The sequence below is a fragment of the Candidatus Odyssella thessalonicensis L13 genome (genome assembly GCF_000190415.1).
GTDB lineage: Bacteria > Pseudomonadota > Alphaproteobacteria > Paracaedibacterales > Paracaedibacteraceae > Paracaedibacter > Paracaedibacter thessalonicensis.
Genome location: NZ_AEWF01000010.1, coordinates 1 through 18249, shown reverse-complemented (window position 1 = coordinate 18249; position 18249 = coordinate 1). Strand labels below are relative to the sequence as shown.

Here is an 18249-nt window from a genome sequence, read left to right as displayed (position 1 = left end):
GTAAAGTATTTGGACCAGATAGGTTGCCCTTAAACAAGAATAATCGTTAAGGAGTAAAGGAGAATAACTGTAACCAGGTCTTTACTGCGCTCAGTATGCTCTCTGCTACTGCTATTGATGATTTCTCCCAGCAGGAGCAGCAAGCGAAAGCGGCGGATGAAACCTGTGTTCGTAGCGAAGCTGAGCTGGAAGCCACCCTAGACCAGTGGGAGGATTTAAGAGAAGAGGGGCAGGCCCTGCAGAAAGGACAGTATCGTCTCGGTAATGGGGATACAGCCTCGACCGCTGAGGATCTCTCGGGACTCTTTTTTGATGCTGCTACCCGTGACCAGCGCATTGCCAATATTCAAGCCCGCAAGGCTATGGAGGACAAGACCCGTCAGCTCCTGGTCGAGCATCATACGGCCCACACGACCTTCGAGCAGCTAGCGCAGCAACCGCACTTAATAGTCAAACCCACGGAGCGACGCTTTGATATCATTGAGCGGGCCAAGCAGGCCTTGGCGAGCCACACCGCCCCTGATCTGGCTCAGGTTTCTGGCTATGCAGCCTCCAGTTCAAGCTCATCGACCCCTTCGGTGATGATGGCCAGTCTGGCCGCCACCGCAACGACCGCAGGCCAGATAATGCAAGGAGCTATGCCGCGCTTTGCCGCCGCAACTGCCGGCGGAGCCCCCGCAATGTTTGAGCTAGCGGCAGCTGGGTTCGGTAAAGTTCCCTTGCACCCTAATACACTGATGATAGGAGCAGCTGCCACAGCTTTAACGTATGGAGCCTATAAAGGTTATGAATGGTATCAAGACTGTGAACGAGCTAAAGAAAGCCAAACCGCTGCCGAGCATGAAGATCTTAAGCAAGCTTATGAATCATCTCGTTCCCAGCAAGGTCAAGCTTGGTTGCAGCGCCATACCTACACCTTAGCAGCTGCCGACACAGCCGTTGCGGGCGTCTACAATCCTAGCACCGACAAGGGTAAAGAGAAATTAATCGGTTCTGAATTTATAGAAAATGCTGCCGCTTTAGAGAGATCTGCGTCTGCTCATAATCCCGATATCTTCATTAAACAAGCTAGCAATACGGGGAGTACAAGATCTAGTTCTAGTATAAATCAGCGTTCTTCCAGCTCTTCTTCTCTTCCACCAGATTGGGAACCGGACGATCATGAAGGCGATAAATGGAAAAAGAATAATAAAGACAGATGGCATAATGACCAAGCTAAGGATAAAGATTGGGTTCCCAATAGACCGAACTTTGAAAATAAAAAGCTTCAAGATACTGCAAATGAATTGTATCGTGATAAGGACATGTATCCTGGAGGATCAGCTGGAGCATTGCGAAGAGAAATAGTTCAAAATATGGAAAGAACTCATTTAGAGAAATGCGAGGGACGCTTAAGAAGGATACAGAGAATTCTACAAGACGGAAATGAAAAAATTTCCCGCTTAGATCGTCAAGCAGCAGAACGCTTGGTAAGAGATTTAAGAGAAGCAATAGAAATGGCTAAAGGAAAATAAGATGGCAAAATATGATTATTCTACATATTGCAATGAGGCTCTGTTTGAAAGTTTCCCAGAGCTATTAGATTTTTCAAAGTACAAAGAGATTATTGCTGAGGCTTGTGAAGATTATCAGTATAGTGCTCATAGTATTTATGAGCAAGTTTTATGTGATTACATTTTAAGCATTCTTGAGAAGAAAGATAGCTTAAGCCGATCAAGTCTCAAGAAAGCATTCGAATTAATTGAAGAATTAGTTCAACATGAGAATTTTGAAGTAAGATGTGTGGCAAAAGTAAGTTTTATTGAGCCTTTCCTAGATAAAGTTAATCCCACTAGAGGGGTGCAGAAATATTTAAAACCAGCTTCTTTAAAAGCTGCTCAAGAAATAGCTGCACAAAGATTTGGACTTAATCCTATAACTTGGGAAAAAGACGAAGATTAAAGAGTATTAAAGGCAGTTAGAGGTTCTGCCTAAAATACTCATTAACTGCTTAGGGATAATTTGATATCATTGAGCGGGCCAAGCAGGCCTTGGCGAGCCACACCGTCCCTGATCTGGCACAGGTTTCTGGCTATGCAGCCTCCAGTTCAAGCTCATCCACCCCTTCGGTGATGATGGCCAGTCTGGCCGCCACCGCAACGGCCGCAGGCCAGATAATGCAAGGAGCTATGCCACGCTTAGCCGCCGCCACGGCTGGCGGAGCCCCCGCGATCTTTGAGGTAGCAGCAGCTGGGTTCGGTAAAGTTCCTTTGAATCCTAATACAGCGCTAATGACAGCAGCTGCATTAGGTACAGTGTATGGAGTCTATAAAGGTTTTGAATGGTATCAAGACCGTGAACGGGCCAAAGAAAGTCAAGCCGCTGCCGAACGCGAAGATCTTAAGCAAGCCTATGAATCATCTCATTTCCAGCAAGGTCAAGCTTGGCTGCAGCGCCATACATATAACTTAGCCGCCGCCGACACAGCCATTCCAGGTGTCTATAATCCCAGCACGGATAAAGGAAAGGAAAGAGTTTCCGGTAGCAGCATCAGCCACTGCGAGACTACCGATCCTGTCGAAGGCTGGGTCGACCAAGGATTTGACACCCATCAGGGTGAAGTTAACGTCCTCTCAACACCTATGCCGGAGCCCGCAAGACCAGACATCGAAGGCTTCGATCCGGCACCATCAAGCATCGGTATTACTCTTGGAGGCTTTGATGTTTATGATGGTCCGCAGATACAGATATTGACAAATGAGGATCTAATTTATAAAGGGGCTCCTTATCATCATTCTAACTCTCAGGGATACAAGTCACGAGCCCCCTCTCATCCCCAAGCTACTCTTGAGCAATCAATTGTATATGATCCCGCTAATCCTAGAAGGCGAGTTGCTGTTGATTCTCAAACTGGAGAATTTGTGGTATTCAATAATACTAATGATGGTACTTGGCATGGTCATGTGAGAACCTGGGATAGCAGTGATGAAAAGCGTGGATTAGATCAGAAAATGAAGAATGCTCTCATAAAAGCTGGTAAGGTAACAAAAAAAGGAAAGATAATCTCCCAAAATGACTAAACAAAGTATATTTTCATCAATAACAAACGATGAGGAAGCAAAAGAGCTTATCTCTATGATCCTAGAAGATAAATTAAGCGTGTCAAAGCAAGATATATTGGACTGTATTTTAGTGGCCTCCTTTAATGAAATAGATTTTGATTTGGCGGATAGGGTATGTAGAAAGTATATCACCTCGGATGATCCAGATATTAAAGGGCTAACTATGACAGCTGTCGGGCATATAGCAAGAGTATATGATCGACTTGTTGATCCTTTCACTTTGCAATGTGTTATTGATTCCTATTTAGGAAATGATATCGATTTAAGTGGCCAAGCAGGATCAGCTTTAGATGATATAGATAACTTCTTAGGTATTAATTACCTTCAATTAAAAAAGCAACCTATATCTTGACAGTTCCGGCTTAAGTTTTAGATGTAAAAGTTTAAACTTGATTAGACAGTCAAGTCATAGTTACCTGTTTATCAGTTATGAGTTTACTGTCAAGTTAAGGTAAGGTTATCAACTCTCTTCTACCAAATGGACTTTCCAGACAAGGTCAAGCTTGGCTGCAGCGCCATACCTATAATTTAGCAGCCGCGGACACAGCCATTCCCGGCGTCTATAATCCCAGCACGGATAAAGGAAAGGAAAGAGTTTCTGGCAGCAGCACCAGCCACTGCGAAACCACCGATCCCGTCGAAGGCTGGGTTGATGAAGGTTTCACCACCGAGCCCACAAAGGTGCAAATACTGTCGACTCCTATTCCAGAGCCTGCAAGACCAGGTATCGAAGGCTTTGACCAGGCACCCTCCAGCATCAATATTACTCTTGAAGGCTTCGAGATTTATGATGGGCCGCAGATACAGATATTGACAAGAGATCAAAAACATTCGATAAAATCTAGGTTAAAAGAAGCTAAGTTACCCATTAAAGGAAAGATCCGCTTTATACCAAGGAAGAACTATAACCCATCTATGCCATTAACGAGAGGAGACAATAAGGGTTATATAGACAGATTCGGAAATGAGTGGGTTCAGGGGTCCTCTAGAACTCAGGGTCAATCTTTTGAATGGGATATTCAATTGTCAAAGCAGGGTCAGAGTAAGCTCGGATGGGCTTCGCGCGGGGATGAAAGAGGCTACGCAGCACTTTGGCCGCGGTGAAACTGAAGCGGCCTTGCAGAAGTATCACGACCAGGGGCGGATAAAGATTGTTGATGAACCTTTACCCTCTATTCAGAGCTTGTCAGGCGCAAAGAATTATGTAGGCCTTGTAGAGACCTTTAATACGGCTGTTCGCTCGCAAAAGCTGGTCGGCTGGAGCTTCCGCAGTGGCCTTGAGCTCAATGCTGCTGAAAAGGAGCGCGGAAACGGTCAGCTAGAACAGTGGAAACAGCTTGAAGCTGAAGCGGCCCAAGCTATCACTCAGAATATTGATGCTTGCCGCCCCGCTCTACAGATCTTAAAGACGGATCCTTATCGTCTTGCGGCGCATCTCATTCCTGAAACAGCCCCACCGTTGCAAAATTATCAACTCCAGCGCCTCGTGCAGCAATGGGGCCTCGACAACCAAAGGAGAGACGGTGAAGCCTTTATCTGTCAGCCCAAGCAAGCGACTCAAGCGGCCTTGATGCGGGATTGGCATGCCTCCATTCAAGCGGAGCCTCATAAATCCCATGTCTTAATGGCTTTTACCTTGAAAGAGACGGAAGCCTTAAATGAGCAAGCTCGTCTGCTGCGTATCCAAGATGGAGCGGTCGACAAGCAAAGCTTTACTCATACGATTATGCGCCTGGAAGAGAATGATTTCGGCGACCAAAGTAAACTTCAAAAGCAACGTGCTTTTTCTAAAGGCGATCGCCTTCTGTTTATGAAGAATGATCAAGGCTTAGGCGTTCGCAATGGTATGCTCGGCACCATTGAAGAGATTAATGCGACCAAATTAAAAGTCCGCTTAGATGGTAAAGACGGGAAACAGGGCGAACTCGTTTCTTTTGCCTCTAAGCTTTATCCTTACTTTGACTTAGGCTGGGCCATTAATATCAACAAGCAGCAAGGGGCGACTAATGATAAAAGCTTTATCCTGGCCTCTAACCATTTCCACAGCAATCTCTCGTATGTGGCCTTAACACGTCACCGTGAAGACGCCTATATTTATGGCAGTTCTCAAGAGTTTTGGACAGAAGGGGTCTTAGTTAAACAGCTCTCAAAACAGCAAGAAAAGCTATCTTCACTCGACTATATCGATACTGATCAGGCTTTAAAGCTGGTCAAAGAAGAGAGCTCGATTATCCGGGAAGCTTTGGAGAAAGTCACCAATACCCTGAAAGCCATTCATTATACGGCCAAACGCAGCCTCAACCATTGGTTGCACAAGGATCCCCCGTTTGAGGCGATTCTAGTGGAGACTGCTCCATCTGAGGCTCAGCGTGCAAAGGCCCTTAATCAGGACAAGGCTGTCTCCTTAGACTCCACTCCTCCTCAACCAGAAATAAATCTTCCTACCGCAGAGGCTCCTAAGTCATGGAAGGAAATGTTGGCTGATCTAGAGAAACAGGATATGGAAAAACGTATCTTCCAAGCCACCGGGAGAACTTTGCAAGAGTATCAGCAAGCGAAAGCTCAATTCTTCCGCTCTTCCTCTGCTCCATCCTTGCCGCAAGCCCCTAAAGCGTCTTGGAAAGAGATGTTAGCCAAAATGCAGAAGCAACATAACGTAACTTCTCCTTCTCGGATGAGCGCGGCTAAGGCAACGCCAGACCAAGCACCGGTCTCTTCTTACCGGCCTCAGTTTGAGAAAGATGTCCTTGCTTTCCGAGAGGCTTATCACTCTTACAAAGAAGCCGAAGCTCAAGGTAAAACCACCCTCGGGGATAAACAAGCGCTCGCTAAGCAAGCAGTGGCTCTTGCAAAAGATGACAATGCTATGTTTTATATGCGGGGTTGGTACCCCGACTTACATCAAGATGTGCAAGCTCTCGCAAAAGACCATGAGAAACAACAAATCCAACAACAAACCCGCAGTTTAAGTCGCGACTTAAGCCGCTAATAATATGGTGATATTTTTATGGAAACCCCCAAAAAGGGCTAGTTTGCAGGAAAGTACAGGGAATTATGTTAAGGATAAATGATCACCATCTTATAGCACACTATAATGATGATATGCTAACATTCAAGAGGCCAGAGATGTGCCAGTTTCTCTGACGGTATGATTATTTCATTCTGTTCCATAGCATGAGTGATACGACCTAGATGTTTAGTATTCCAATAGATGATGATGGCAGCAAGCAAGTTGAAATGCATCATTCGTAAATGCTGGCTCTCTGATATGCGATTAGTGATCTCACCTCTAGGGTTCCAGTTTAGAACTCATTTAAGAGTATGATGAAGTTCCATCTGTGTGCGCCACTGCAGGAAAAGGGAACTGATCCAGCTAAGAATAAAAATGGTGCGCTCCATAGGTTCTATTTCGTGAAGCGTAATTGTTAACTTATTTTGATGTTGAAAGGATGCCAGTTGAATAAGTATATCACTTGAACCACCCCGGAGGATTATGACACTAGCAGCCAAGCGAATAATGCCTGGCCCTTGGATATCTCTAGGGATACTATTGGCTTTTGCGCTGATCGCTCTTGCATTAAGTTTGGTAGGTTTACAGCTGGTGTACTATATGAGAATAAATTTACCTACTTTATTCTAAGTTTCCCCTTAATAAAAGAATAAGTGGTCGTGATTGTACTCAGTGAGGTGACCTCGTCCAGTAATAAGAAAGGGGGCCAATCAATCCATCCATAAAAATTATCTAAATTGCATAGATTTATGCTGAAAGTAATCGCTTTTATCTATCGCGGTGGTATCTTTCGAAAGAAAAAATATCGGGAGAGTTAATATAGTTAACTTCTGGCACGTACGCTACATAATACGTGTTTTTTCCTTGCACAATATCCAAAGGATAAGCATATTCTTCCCAATTTCTAGCATCTGGGTGCTGGTTATTACCCTGAAATGGCAAACAAATCGTTTTACGCTCCTGCTCCAATTCCTTAACTAATAAAGCTAACCGTTTATTCTTAGCATCTTCTTTTTTAAGAGTTATAATAAATTCTGACTGCACGTCATCAAAGATTTCACTTCCTAATGTGTAAAGAGCACTAGTCTTACCCTGAGATGTCAGAAATACAAATCCACCAATATAATCATTAAAATAATATTCACTAATATTATTCTTCTTTATGAGCTCATTAAAATACTTAATAAACATGGGATCATAAAAAGGAGCATCTCGATGGTTGTCATATACAATATCTTTCTTGAGCAACACTTCAATCGACACATCGGAGAGCGCCTTAAAGTATTTTAGCTGACTCATAATAACAAATTCTCGTACCAGAACATCTTGATCAGGACCCTTTTTACGGATGTAACCATCAATAATGCCGTTATTAAAGGCTTCAATCGCCATAGTTTCATCAGCAACTCCAGTATACAAGATTTTACGAATATAAGGGTTTGCAAGCTTTTCGCAGAATTCTAATCCTTTTATGCCAGGCATTTCATAGTCCACAATGACGGTGGATACTTCTTCATAACGCCGAGAGCTATAGATAGCTTTATAAAGTTCCTCATCTATGTGGGGGCGAGCAGGGAAAGCCGAGGGCAAGAAATCAATACCTTGGATTCCATTGATAAAGTCTAAAGCGTTATATGGATTATCGAAAAAATCATAACTAGCAATATTATCATCCAGAAGAGGACGCATACTTTTTAAGAAACTTTTATTATCATCCACAAAAACAACTTTTGTGGGAAAATAACAGCAGAATAATTGATTTATCATTAGTGGTCCTTGGATGAGCACATTTAGAGCTATGTTGCTATAGAATAGTTAATAATAAATATATTCTAAATTTTCAATCTTTGATAAGCCTAAAAACTAGGCAAAGTGGTGAACAAGTTTATTTTGTGCCGCTTATAGGTTAACAAACTATTAATAAATTGCTGAGTTATCCCCAGAATTGTGGATAAATTTTCGATCTTATATTCAGCACCTCTTCTTGTCCATTTAGCAATAGAAAGCCAAGGTTGCCCCAAGCGAAGTATTGAAAATAATTTATTAAGAGTAAGTTTTCGGGAAGTGTTAGGGAAGATAAGTAAGGATCAGCAAGCTAAATCCCTTAAAAATTATCCCTGATAGGTATTAATTATGGATCCATAAAATCTCCATCAAGAAGCTATAATATTCCAAGAAGGCGCATTGAGAGTGATAGATTATGGTCAAAGGTTATTGCTGAAAGAGGCCTCATTACGCAAGCTGCAATGATAGACTTAATAAGTTGATATAATCACGCCATAAAAAAAGACCCCTGAACTATTGCAGTTGCAAGCGAATTTGTTTTCCATTTCTTATTCATACATCCTTTTCAAGACGGAAATGGCAGGCTAGGAAGAGAGCTTTTTGCGCTCGCTCTTTTACAATCAAATCAGGAAGCTATTAAATTTGTTATGCCTCTTATAGCTATTAACCAGCATATTGAGAACCATTAAGAATTATCTTAAATAAGTACTCTGAGAGAGTGTAGGACTCAGACCCCATGCATTACAGAGTTCAATACTTTCTAAACAATATGATTAAGATTATTAGCGAAGCCTTAGAAAATGTTGATATCTACTATGAGTGCCTCATTAATATTTAGAAACTTTCACCAGCAGCTTCTATTGTCTATGAATGCTTTAAAAACTACTCGGAGATGCACCTAACTAATAAGAAGATTGTAGAGCAGAGAAAGATTTCCAAAAGAACGGCCGTGTATGCTTTAAATGAGCCACTAAGACAAGTTTATCTAGAAATATGAACAGGGAGCAGGCATACCCTATCAGATAGCTTTCTAATAAGAACCTTAAATTCGGTCGCCTGCTTAACCTCTCACTCTTAAGAACTAAGAGCTTTAATACTCTGTTCTCCTTTAAGGGGAAGTCATATCCCTAGGTATCCCATATAATATCTCCATAAGGATGCAGCGTATCTAGCTTACTACACTTTGCAAGAAGATTAAGGCTTAAGGAGAGCTCGGGAAGATTAAGATTGTGCGTATGGTGTTCAGGAATAGAAGCAAATTTTAAGAAATTTTTGTCTTGCCGTGCGGGTAGAAATATAGATTATGCGCTGTTTATAGATTTGATCCTTAACTTTAGGTAACCTTATATCTATTTATTATAAGATTCCTCAAAAATAATAGTTCTGTAGAAGCCGTTTGAACTTAGAATCAAGCCTGATTATTTGAATTGTGTACCCTATAAATATCTCGACAAGACTATACAGTATAGCAATATAAATTAAGCAAATATTCTTCTCTTAGAGAAGAGAAGCTTCTGAAAGATAAAAATTCATACTCTTATGTGATTGAATAATGCATCTTTGAACGTGTGATGATTCTCGCACAGCTGCTATGCAAAGAACACTAGCTTAGGAAGAAAAATGATGAAAAATTTATATATTTTAACATACCCCTAGGACGCAATTTATTTCTTAATTAAGTTTACAATTTCAAGCTATTGAGATGGCCTTTAAGCCACAATTTATATGCTTAAAATTTATTCTGAACTAAATTTATTTTAAGAGGATATACCTATGGAAAAATCTTTCTCTAAAGAAGCTATTAATTTAAAAGGATATAGACCAGAGTTAGATGACTCCTATATGTCAAATGAAATGATGGCCTACTTTTATAGCAAGTTAGTCGGATGGAAAAATAGCCTTATAAAATCTGAACAATCATCAGTCGACAGTTTGGCTGATGTAACTACTCGGGAAAATGACCCCTTAGATAACTGCTCTAATAAAGAGATAAATTACCCTCAAGTAGCTTGTATAGAGCACAAGAAAATGCTTTTAAGACAAATCGATGCTGCACTTGCTAGTATCACAAATGGTACATATGGTTATTGTGAACATACGGGTAATCCTATAGGAGTAGCAAGATTAGAATCTTATCCAATTGCACGTTTATGCGTTTGGGCTCAGGAGCAATTAGAGAAAGTAGCAAACATTAATTCAAAATCTTCTCCTTCCGCGAGAACTTTTTACTAGAATAGTAATCAGCAAAGAGCTTGGACAGGCTTTTAATTAATTAAGCTGTATCGCCCCTTAGCTACAAAGGATGTATAATTTTCTGTAATATATAATAAGTAACACCTAGGAAATATGAGTAGTTCAAGACAAAAGATCTCAAATAGCACTTCTACCTCTGATAGCAATCAAGCAAAGTATACCTTTATGTTTAGATATATGAAGATTATTGCAATACTTGCCCAATTCCCCAGCTTATTACAAATACTTAAAACTCTACAAACTCAAAGTTCGGGCGATATATCTGTGCCTGGTTTAGGGGTGGCATTATTCTGTTCTTTAAGCTGGCTTTTTTATGCAATTCGCTTAAAAGATCAGCCTTTAATTATGTCTTATCTACTGTGTTCCCTATTAACTGTCATCAACTTAATAGTTACAATTATATTTTTGTAAATATTTAGAACATGATTTAGCTCTCTCTAGAGAGAACTATCACTTGGGTAAGATACTTCTATTGCTGCTTTAGGGATAATAAAGAAAATGGTTGTTCCCTCATTGATAGTCGAAGTTGCCCATATCTTTCCCCCATGTTCCTTTATAATCTTATTACAATGACTAAGTCCAAGACCTGAGCCTTGTTGTTGGGTAGGATTAATGCGTTTGCGTTCATAAAAGATTTTCTTTAAGTGCTTCTTTTCAATGCCTATGCCATTATCCTGTACAGAGAATAGGAGAAGCTTTCCTTTATCCTCTGCGTTTATTTCAATTGTCGGAATGGATTCGCCACTATATTTAAGGGAGTTAAAAATCAAATTCTGCATCAATTGAGTTATAAGGTATTTGTTGGCTCGAACTGAGGGTAGATTATTATACTTAATTACTGCTTGTTTATACTCGATTTCTTTCTTGAGAGCTATCACCACTCTCTGAACAACTTCGTTCATACAGACATTCGTCAGTAAAAGCTTTTTATCTTTCGAATGGGAAAGGTCAAGCATGCTGCGAATAAAGTTTCGCATTTGATCAACGGCATCAATAATACGATTCATATATTTATTTAACGCGGGATTTAAACCTATACTATGATCTGTTTGCATAATTTGAGTATAAAGAGAAATAGTCCTAAGTGACTGGTGGAGATCGTGAGCACATATATGAGCAAACTTTGAGAGATTATTATTAGACTTCTCTAGAGAACGGATATTCTTTAAAAGCCCATTCTCTGTCTTCTTTTTCTCAGTAATATTCTCAACATATAAAATTATCCCTCCTATATCGCCGGCTCGTTGAAACCAGGGCTTTATTCGCCATTTCCACCATTCTGTACTTCCATCTTCTCGGGGAAAAGGATCTTCATCACATTTTAAATCTTCTCCCTTTAAGCATTTCTGATGTATCATTCTCCATTTTAGAGGCATATCAGGAATAAGCTTGTACCAATGGTCGCCTATTTTCACATTTTCCTTTTTTAAAGGTGATTCTTCGAAGAAGCGGTCACTTGCTACCATAAAGCGGAGATCATTATCAAAGATAATTACGGGAACAGGGAGCTGTTGCACAATATTCTTGAAAATATTATCACCCAATCTGTCATTACTATATTCACGATTAGCTATCATAGAAAAAGGCATTGAGTTGTGTATCATAGTTCTGTCTAATCTTATTTATGGTGCACTCATTTTAGAGCATAATCTCTATATACAAAGTAGCGCTTATATGGTGTAGTGCTTGTTCTTGAAACAATACAGCATATTTATTCCAAGTATCTTTAATACCGAATTTTTTTTGCCAATTTTGATTAAGGAATCTATTTAATTGATAAGTCTTTCTGACTTCAACAAATTTCTGGTTAACCTTTTGCCCGACTTCTCTTACTTCATTTACAACTTTAGCTTCAGTTTGAATAAGCTTGCTTTCAATTTCTGCAACTTTCTTACCGACCGCAGAAGCGGCATATTTCTCAGCATAACTGCTAATCATTTTCTCCGCGGCCACAATCAACCGTTCAAGCGTACTTCCAAGGGCAGTTTTTAACCCCGGTGTGTAACTCAAAGCAGCGTTGACTACCTCTTTCACGCTCGTATACACTTTGCCAGCAAAGCGGAAAACCACCGGTGCCCCAACCCGAAAGGCAGCGCCCCCAACAACATTGGTAACTATTTCAATTCCCAACTGTTTTAAAGCAGCTTCGGGTCCTTCTTTGTCAAGGACTTCTGCAATCTTGTACCCTGAATAGAGGATACCGGCGGTAACGGCTGCATAGTAAGCAAAGATGAGGAAGTTATTTTCAACAGCATTGGCGCCGGTTTGGATGCCGACATTGACATCTTGATGAGCGATCAAGGTTGCCAAAGCAGCGCCCAGCTTGCCCCACTGAGCGGACTCCATTAAGCCTGCCTGGAATTGCTTGGTAAACTCTTCTTCGCTGAGGATCCGTCCTTCGGCCCGGGCTTTCCTAGCAATGCGATCCGTGAGAGATTGGGTATCTCCGGCTACCGCTTCGGCCACGACTTCTGCAGCAAAAGCCCCAATCGCTCCTGCGAGAGCTCCGCGTTCAGGCTTATCGCAAATAATGGCACCCATTAACCCACCCACTAAGCTGTGCATAAGTTTATGGGTGACATAATCCAAGCTCCCATCATTATATAAGCTGCCAATCTGGTTGGCCATAAATCCACCAACCGTATTAGCCACCACACTCTTCAAGCCATTGACTAAGGCGTCCTTGGGGGCTTCGCCGTTAACAACCATGGATAAGGTGGCCGAGACTCCCGACTGCATCAAATTATACTGTAAATGCTGCATGAAGATCTCAGAATTGCTCAATGAGTCAATTGTCAGCATATCAGGCTTAGCAATATTGAATTCAGTACTCAAGCCATGGGTGATGCCAGCGCTGGCAACAGATATTAGGAGCGCCTTGGTGTTTACACCCTGGATGGCTTTACCTAGGTTGCCGCTGTGGCTCAACATCCCATTGACCAGCTGCGTCGACAAAGAGGCGGCACCGGCATTAACCATAGCGCACAGGGCCGTGCCTTTCGCAAAACCTATCGATCCCGCAAAGCCCCCTGCAGCAAAGCCCGCTCCGGCACCATAGGTCAGGATTGTCATGGCCAAAGCGATTAGAGCCCCTAAGGCTTGACCAGGCCCCTTAACCTTTTTAATGTGAACTTCATGAATCTCCTGCAGAGCTTCTTGAGTTAACTTCCCCCCATTTAAGGTGATCTGATCAAGATACAGGGCAGGTTTTCCGTTAACCACCTGAGCAATGGTTTCTTGAGAAGTTACTTCAACAGGACAATTCAGTGAAGGATAGGCATAAGTTTTATGTTCTTCTTTATGCTGTTTTGCAGATTGCCACATCGGACTTTTCTTGGTGGTGCTGGACGCGAGCAGCGTGTGATTGACACCCGCATTAAACCTAACGATTCCTTGCGGCGCCGTTACGGAAGCTTTGGTGCCGTTAATCGTTGGATTGACCAACTTAACATTGCTATTAACCGATGCCATTTCAACTTGCTCGGCTTCCAACTGGGCGCCTTGAGAAACGGTAGTTGAGGAGGAAAGCTGATGGGCTGTTTTTTGGTTCCCCCAAAGCCGCGCTTTTTAGTAGTAAGCTCAGCTTGATGCTCGGACACATGCTGGACATCGTTAATTTCGATGTCTGCCTGGGAGTAAACAGATAGTTTCGGCCCTGCCTTAATCTGAGGTCCGTGTAAGGTGCATCAACTGATGGATTCTCTCCCAATCTGTATGCTCATGAATATATTCATGGTAATTCTTCTCATCTAAATCCAATATTCTAAACTTTTCATTATATGGTAATGGAACACCATATACTTCCATTTAAAAAATGATCTCTCTTGTATCATTTTTAAATCGGTGATCTCTTCTCATCTGTATCATTTTTAAACCGGTGTTGACATCTGAGAACGATTATATACGAGCAATAAAATTCTATATTAATAATGATGCTTTTATAGAGATAAACTAATGCACGTAAAGATAGCTGAAGTGTAGCGTTTCTCTTGAAACTTCACACTTCATTAAGGGCTCGACTGCTCTTTAATTAAATTTACTATCAAATCAATCATGATGTCTTTTTCGACTGGTTGGCTCTGCGCAACCAGGAGTGTAATTGCAACCAATGCATTATCATTTATCTTCGGCTCCCCACTCTTTTTCAAATGGTGCATATTCCTTTGTAGAAACCATATGAACATAAATGCACCAATACGCTTATTTCCATCAGTGAAAGGATGATTTTTTACAATAAAATACAGTAAATGTGCCGCCTGCTCTTCTATGCTAGGATACAGATATTTGCCATCAAAACTCTGAATAATATTACCCAAAATACCTTTAAAGCTATCATCTTTAGTCTGTCCAAATAAAGGTGTCGCCTCATTTTGCGCCATGAGCTTTTCTTTGAGGTTTTTAACAGCTAATATTGCTTCCTCCTCATCAATTGCAGCAGATACATTTCTAGATAACCCCTCTCTTGGTAAATTTCCTGTATCGTATTGGTTCAATAAAACAAAGCTATGAGTATACTCTGTTAAGAGTGATAAAAGGCCTTGTGCTTCGGTGTTAGCTAAGGACTCTTGCTGTGCCCTTTGAAAAATAGCTAACGTTTCTTTCAGCAGAACTATTTTTTCAATTTGTTGTCTTAATCGAGACTCATTTAAAGCATATCCCTCTAACAGATATCCCTTGAGTACTTTATTAGCCCAAATCCTAAATTGCGTTCCTTGTTTGGAATTCACTCGATAGCCTACAGAAATAATGGCATCTAGATTGTAATGCTTGACATGTCTTTTAATCTTTCTTTTACCCTCTAATTGAACTACCGAGAAAGCCTCGGTAGTTCCATCTTCCGACAACTCTCCTTCAGTATAGATATTTTTAAGGTGTAACCCTATATTGTCCGTGGAGGTTCCAAACAATTCTGACATTTGCTTCTGACTCAGCCAGACAGAGTCTGATTCGAGACGCACCTCGGTTTGAAAACTGCCATCTTCAGACTGATATATCAGCATTTGATTTTGTGGGTCGGTGTTAATATGATTCATCGCCTATCCATCTCTTTAAGAAGCTTGTATACAGTTGATCTTCCAATACCAGCTTGTTTTGCTATCTCGGTTGCACCCATGCCGGCGGAACGGAAAGACTTTACTTTATCTCTATCAATTGTTCTCTTGCGACCAAATTTTATCCCTTTTAACTTAGCCTCTAGACGGCCTTCATTCGTTCGTTCGAGAATACGATGCCGCTCAGCCTCGGCCACAGCCGTTAAAATGGTAACCACCATTTTACCCATGGGCCCTTCTGTGCTAATACCGTCATCGAGAAAGCGGATCTTTACCCCCATACGATCAAATTCTTTGACAAGGTTGACCATATCGGAGGTATCGCGTCCAAGCCTATCGAGCTTCTTTACCAGGAGGACATCTCCCTCCTCCACTTTAAGCTTAAGCAAATTCAATCCTGCTCTGTCTAATTCCTTGCCAGAAGCTTTATCGGTAAATATGCGGTCTTTTCTTACCCCAGCCTCTTTAAGAGCCTTAACTTGAATATCTAAAGACTGCTGACTCGTTGACACACGCGCATACCCAAAAAGCCTCATGAAATTTGTCGCTTAAATCGATTCATAGACACTCTGTCTCCTAACGTGCAAAAAGACGATTTTATAGACAGTTTAAAACAGATATTGTTTTACGTCTACTAAGTTATAACTTAGTGAACATTAAATTCTCCCTCTAAATTTGACAGCTCGCTTTTCTATTTTAATTTTACAGCTGCTAATTAGCCTGTTATTAAAACCCGTTTTCTTATATACTTATAACGATATAATTTTTGCAAAATTTTATTGGATATATAAATGAGAGGCTTATTAACGCACACATTGCAAGATAACGTCGGGAAGAAAATGGCGATATCTAAACTCTTTGGGCTTCATCATTTAGCTCATTTATAGAACTGCTTTTCCCTAAATTACTAACTCCTCAAAAACTTGCAACGGAACCGCTAAGAGAGCCTACCTTTTACTTCATAATGGACATAAGATTCAGTTAAAAAGATATCCTTAATAGATTTGTTATGGAAGCACAAAAATTTGAAAGCAGACCTTACAAACTCTCTGTGCCATCCTCGTTTTTTAGCTTCTGTTACTCTATTGTATAGTCCAGCTTGAGCTGACCGATATTAATATTTAACCGTCCGAACTCATTAGCGAAAAGGTTGGGAATAAAAGGATCAAGACAATTCATATACCGTAAATTGTTGTCTTGGTTGGCCGCTTGAATGAGCTCGCTAATTAACTTAGTCTCTTTCATTTTTCGAGCCTCTAGAGTTGCATTAGGGGAAGTGAAGAAACGACGATAGTTTCGATAGCGCACCTGGGAAAGCCCATATTTCTGAACATAATAGGACGGACAAGTAGCATGATGAAAAGAGGGCACTTGAAGGGGCATTTCAAAGACTACATATTCCCCTGGAATATAACCTGCAATCGCAATTTCGCGTTCACTTAGAATATCATTGCGATAATGGGTATTCAGGGTTAGGTAATTTGAATGATGGGCTTTAGCAACATTAAGCGGTTGTAATTCTTCCACGGCAGCTTCATCCAAAATCACCCCATAAAGTTTGCCTAGTACAGGATGTTTAGGCTTCCCGTTTATATCATATTCAGCTGAAAGGGGAGTATCGAGGCCAAAGTTCTTTATTCCATAACCATATTTGCCTGGATGTTTTATTCTGTCTGAAAAAGAAAGGATGGGATTCTTTGTAAAGCCGAAGGTATCAAATATGGGAGCATACGCTGGCGCCGGATCCGTAAGTTGCTTGTAAAATCCCAGACAATTATTAGAATAAAGCTGCTGAAGAGCAAATCTTTTCGATGGAAATTGCCAGCCATTAACTGTGTAAGGGGCTTTAAAGTTGAGAACGTTAATATCCTCCGCAACTGCCTGAGCGTGCTCAATCAGATCCGGATCATCGTGAACATTATAATCTAAACCGGATAATTCATAAGCCGCTGAAGCAAACATCCCCTGGTTAACATGATTTTCGGCAAGAAAATTTTGCCTTTGAATTGGAGTGAATTTGCTTTCTAAGCAATTTACGCCGCGATATAAAATAATTACTTTCTCGTCCTGGAAATTACTTAAATCACCTTTAATGATAGGGCGGTGATAGACATATCCTGGCTGATTTTCAGGATTTATATCATTCCCAATGGCGTTAAAGGTTAAGAAATATAAGGATAAGAAAAGTAATACAGTTAAAGATATATTTTTTTTCATTTTAGTCTCTTTATTGAAAGTCTAACAAGTCTCACTGTTTGCCTGGGTAATCTTAGGGGATCTTGTAAGGCAACGACTTAACATATATGACCATAGAAGAGAAGGCTTACTGTTGGCTTGGAAAATATATGCGTAAGGGTGGTACCTACGTAGAAGATACGGTAAAGCCTGGATAACGGACGCCCTCTATTTTTCTACCTTTTCAAACCGTTGGACAATACATACAAGGCCGCTTATGGCTGCGGTATTCGGCAGAGCTGCATACAATCTTGTGTGCTTTCTTATAGCTTCCCAGTTTGTCTGTTACCATGAGCCGAGGCACACAGCCCACCATTTTTAGGGCCTTCTTTAAAAAACGGATAGCAGATTTGGCATTTCTTCTTTTCTGAAGAAGGATTTCGATCTCTTCCCCCTGGCTATCAATCAGACGCCAAAGCCAAAAGATTTCTCCTTTAATGACGACTCTCATTTCGTCAATATGCCACTTATCCTTAAAAGAGAGGCCTCTTTTTTGGTTTCCGTTGCAAATCTGGAAATAGGCCGAGCTGAGATTGCAGAGCGGGATAATTTGGACAGAATTTAGGCGTAAACATTGAAAAGACGATTGAAAAACCGAACCTGATCTTGGAAGCTTTTTGTCAAATAAACTGTTTGCTCTTTGAGCATCATGACCATAGCTTCAATTCCCTTGAGGGTTCGGTTAGCCGTCTTAAATGATTGAAATCCTAACATGGGGCGAGTACGGCGTTTGATGCGTCGATGGTCTTGTTCGAGGATGTTGTTGAGGTATTTAACTTGCCTATGCTTGACGCGTTCGTCCAGACGCCCTTCT

The 18249-nt window shown here is 41.0% G+C and carries 18 protein-coding genes and 1 pseudogene; 9 read left to right on the top strand and 10 right to left on the bottom strand.

Features of this window, described 5'->3' with window-relative positions; all coding sequences use genetic code 11:
- Window positions 1-95 precede the first annotated feature (95 nt).
- The 4 genes from HMO_RS17410 (at window position 96) to HMO_RS0112020 (ending at window position 3453) form a co-directional block, all read left to right on the top strand.
- On the top strand, window positions 96-1514 hold the full coding sequence (locus HMO_RS17410) for a hypothetical protein (RefSeq protein ID WP_010304011.1): 1419 nt from the start codon (window positions 96-98) through the stop codon (window positions 1512-1514).
- 1 nt (window position 1515) lies between these two features.
- The gene (locus HMO_RS0112030; protein WP_010304010.1) at window positions 1516-1941 is read left to right on the top strand and encodes a DUF7674 family protein; all 426 of its coding nucleotides are present in this window, start codon (window positions 1516-1518) and stop codon (window positions 1939-1941) included.
- A gap of 89 nt (window positions 1942-2030) precedes the next feature.
- Window positions 2031-3059, top strand: a complete 1029-nt coding sequence (locus HMO_RS16260) for a hypothetical protein (protein WP_010304009.1) — start codon at window positions 2031-2033, stop codon at window positions 3057-3059.
- Window positions 3052-3453: a hypothetical protein gene (locus HMO_RS0112020; protein WP_010304008.1), complete on the top strand. Its 402-nt coding sequence runs from the start codon at window positions 3052-3054 to the stop codon at window positions 3451-3453. Before HMO_RS16260 ends, HMO_RS0112020 begins: the two co-directional genes overlap by 8 nt.
- 176 nt (window positions 3454-3629) lie before the next feature.
- Here HMO_RS0112020 and HMO_RS17405 read toward each other — a convergent pair whose 3' ends face one another.
- Window positions 3630-3788, bottom strand: coding sequence for a hypothetical protein (locus tag HMO_RS17405; RefSeq protein ID WP_245528681.1), 159 nt, complete (start codon window positions 3786-3788; stop codon window positions 3630-3632).
- Between HMO_RS17405 and HMO_RS0112015 the strand changes: the two genes are divergently transcribed.
- Window positions 3783-4205, top strand: coding sequence for a polymorphic toxin type 17 domain-containing protein (locus HMO_RS0112015; protein WP_010304007.1), 423 nt, complete (start codon window positions 3783-3785; stop codon window positions 4203-4205). The genes HMO_RS17405 and HMO_RS0112015 overlap by 6 nt on opposite strands.
- Entirely contained in the window at window positions 4171-6090 is a 1920-nt protein-coding gene (locus tag HMO_RS0112010) for a Ti-type conjugative transfer relaxase TraA (protein ID WP_010304006.1), read from the top strand. The genes HMO_RS0112015 and HMO_RS0112010 overlap by 35 nt, the downstream gene beginning before the upstream one ends.
- 116 nt (window positions 6091-6206) lie before the next feature.
- Here the strand turns inward: HMO_RS0112010 and HMO_RS17400 are convergent.
- Together HMO_RS17400 and HMO_RS0112005 are read right to left on the bottom strand one after the other, a co-directional pair.
- A pseudogene (locus HMO_RS17400) lies at window positions 6207-6611 on the bottom strand (Tn3 family transposase).
- Window positions 6612-6879: 268 nt separating this feature from the next.
- Window positions 6880-7878 carry a response regulator gene (locus tag HMO_RS0112005; RefSeq protein ID WP_010304004.1) on the bottom strand — a complete coding sequence of 333 codons (999 nt, stop codon included), beginning with the start codon at window positions 7876-7878 and terminating at the stop codon, window positions 6880-6882.
- Between the two features lie 533 nt (window positions 7879-8411).
- Here HMO_RS0112005 and HMO_RS17705 point away from each other — a divergent pair.
- The 3 genes from HMO_RS17705 to HMO_RS17700 all read left to right on the top strand — a co-directional run bounded on the left by HMO_RS17705 (window position 8412) and on the right by HMO_RS17700 (window position 10560).
- On the top strand, window positions 8412-8585 hold the full coding sequence (locus HMO_RS17705; RefSeq protein ID WP_083821314.1) for a Fic family protein: 174 nt from the start codon (window positions 8412-8414) through the stop codon (window positions 8583-8585).
- 1084 nt (window positions 8586-9669) lie between these two features.
- Window positions 9670-10128 (top strand): TraR/DksA family transcriptional regulator, encoded by a 459-nt coding sequence (locus HMO_RS14965; RefSeq protein ID WP_010304003.1) that lies wholly within the window; start codon window positions 9670-9672, stop codon window positions 10126-10128.
- Between the two features lie 114 nt (window positions 10129-10242).
- Window positions 10243-10560 carry a SemiSWEET family transporter gene (locus HMO_RS17700; protein ID WP_010304002.1) on the top strand — a complete coding sequence of 106 codons (318 nt, stop codon included), beginning with the start codon at window positions 10243-10245 and terminating at the stop codon, window positions 10558-10560.
- 26 nt (window positions 10561-10586) lie between these two features.
- Here HMO_RS17700 and HMO_RS0111990 read toward each other — a convergent pair whose 3' ends face one another.
- From HMO_RS0111990 to HMO_RS0111960, 7 genes are all read right to left on the bottom strand, one after another.
- The gene (locus HMO_RS0111990; RefSeq protein ID WP_175282127.1) at window positions 10587-11726 is read right to left on the bottom strand and encodes a PAS domain-containing sensor histidine kinase; all 1140 of its coding nucleotides are present in this window, start codon (window positions 11724-11726) and stop codon (window positions 10587-10589) included.
- A 61-nt stretch (window positions 11727-11787) separates the two neighbouring features.
- Entirely contained in the window at window positions 11788-13620 is a 1833-nt protein-coding gene (locus HMO_RS0111985; RefSeq protein ID WP_139016888.1) for a DUF637 domain-containing protein, read from the bottom strand.
- Window positions 13621-14156: 536 nt separating this feature from the next.
- The gene (locus HMO_RS0111980; RefSeq protein WP_010303999.1) at window positions 14157-15182 is read right to left on the bottom strand and encodes a virulence RhuM family protein/type II toxin-antitoxin system death-on-curing family toxin; all 1026 of its coding nucleotides are present in this window, start codon (window positions 15180-15182) and stop codon (window positions 14157-14159) included.
- On the bottom strand, window positions 15179-15736 hold the full coding sequence (locus HMO_RS0111975) for a recombinase family protein (protein ID WP_010303998.1): 558 nt from the start codon (window positions 15734-15736) through the stop codon (window positions 15179-15181). Before HMO_RS0111975 ends, HMO_RS0111980 begins: the two co-directional genes overlap by 4 nt.
- A 541-nt stretch (window positions 15737-16277) precedes the next feature.
- Window positions 16278-17417, bottom strand: a complete 1140-nt coding sequence (locus tag HMO_RS0111970; RefSeq protein WP_010303997.1) for a hypothetical protein — start codon at window positions 17415-17417, stop codon at window positions 16278-16280.
- A gap of 202 nt (window positions 17418-17619) precedes the next feature.
- Window positions 17620-17895, bottom strand: a complete 276-nt coding sequence (locus HMO_RS14960) for a DDE-type integrase/transposase/recombinase (RefSeq protein WP_280956266.1) — start codon at window positions 17893-17895, stop codon at window positions 17620-17622.
- A 101-nt stretch (window positions 17896-17996) separates the two neighbouring features.
- A partial coding sequence (locus HMO_RS0111960) for a DDE-type integrase/transposase/recombinase (protein WP_010303994.1) occupies window positions 17997-18249 on the bottom strand: 253 nt, incomplete at its 5' end.

Coding starts and splice junctions, on each gene's coding strand:
- HMO_RS0111990 (WP_175282127.1), bottom strand. CDS start 11,726: ATGATAGCTAATCGTGAATATAGTAATGACAGATTGGGTGATAATATT.
- HMO_RS0112030 (WP_010304010.1), top strand. CDS start 1,516: ATGGCAAAATATGATTATTCTACATATTGCAATGAGGCTCTGTTTGAA.
- HMO_RS0111980 (WP_010303999.1), bottom strand. CDS start 15,182: ATGAATCATATTAACACCGACCCACAAAATCAAATGCTGATATATCAG.
- HMO_RS0112010 (WP_010304006.1), top strand. CDS start 4,171: ATGAAAGAGGCTACGCAGCACTTTGGCCGCGGTGAAACTGAAGCGGCC.
- HMO_RS0111970 (WP_010303997.1), bottom strand. CDS start 17,417: ATGAAAAAAAATATATCTTTAACTGTATTACTTTTCTTATCCTTATAT.
- HMO_RS0112005 (WP_010304004.1), bottom strand. CDS start 7,878: ATGATAAATCAATTATTCTGCTGTTATTTTCCCACAAAAGTTGTTTTT.
- HMO_RS0111975 (WP_010303998.1), bottom strand. CDS start 15,736: ATGAGGCTTTTTGGGTATGCGCGTGTGTCAACGAGTCAGCAGTCTTTA.
- HMO_RS0112020 (WP_010304008.1), top strand. CDS start 3,052: ATGACTAAACAAAGTATATTTTCATCAATAACAAACGATGAGGAAGCA.
- HMO_RS17700 (WP_010304002.1), top strand. CDS start 10,243: ATGAGTAGTTCAAGACAAAAGATCTCAAATAGCACTTCTACCTCTGAT.
- HMO_RS17410 (WP_010304011.1), top strand. CDS start 96: ATGCTCTCTGCTACTGCTATTGATGATTTCTCCCAGCAGGAGCAGCAA.
- HMO_RS14965 (WP_010304003.1), top strand. CDS start 9,670: ATGGAAAAATCTTTCTCTAAAGAAGCTATTAATTTAAAAGGATATAGA.
- HMO_RS0111985 (WP_139016888.1), bottom strand. CDS start 13,620: ATGGCATCGGTTAATAGCAATGTTAAGTTGGTCAATCCAACGATTAAC.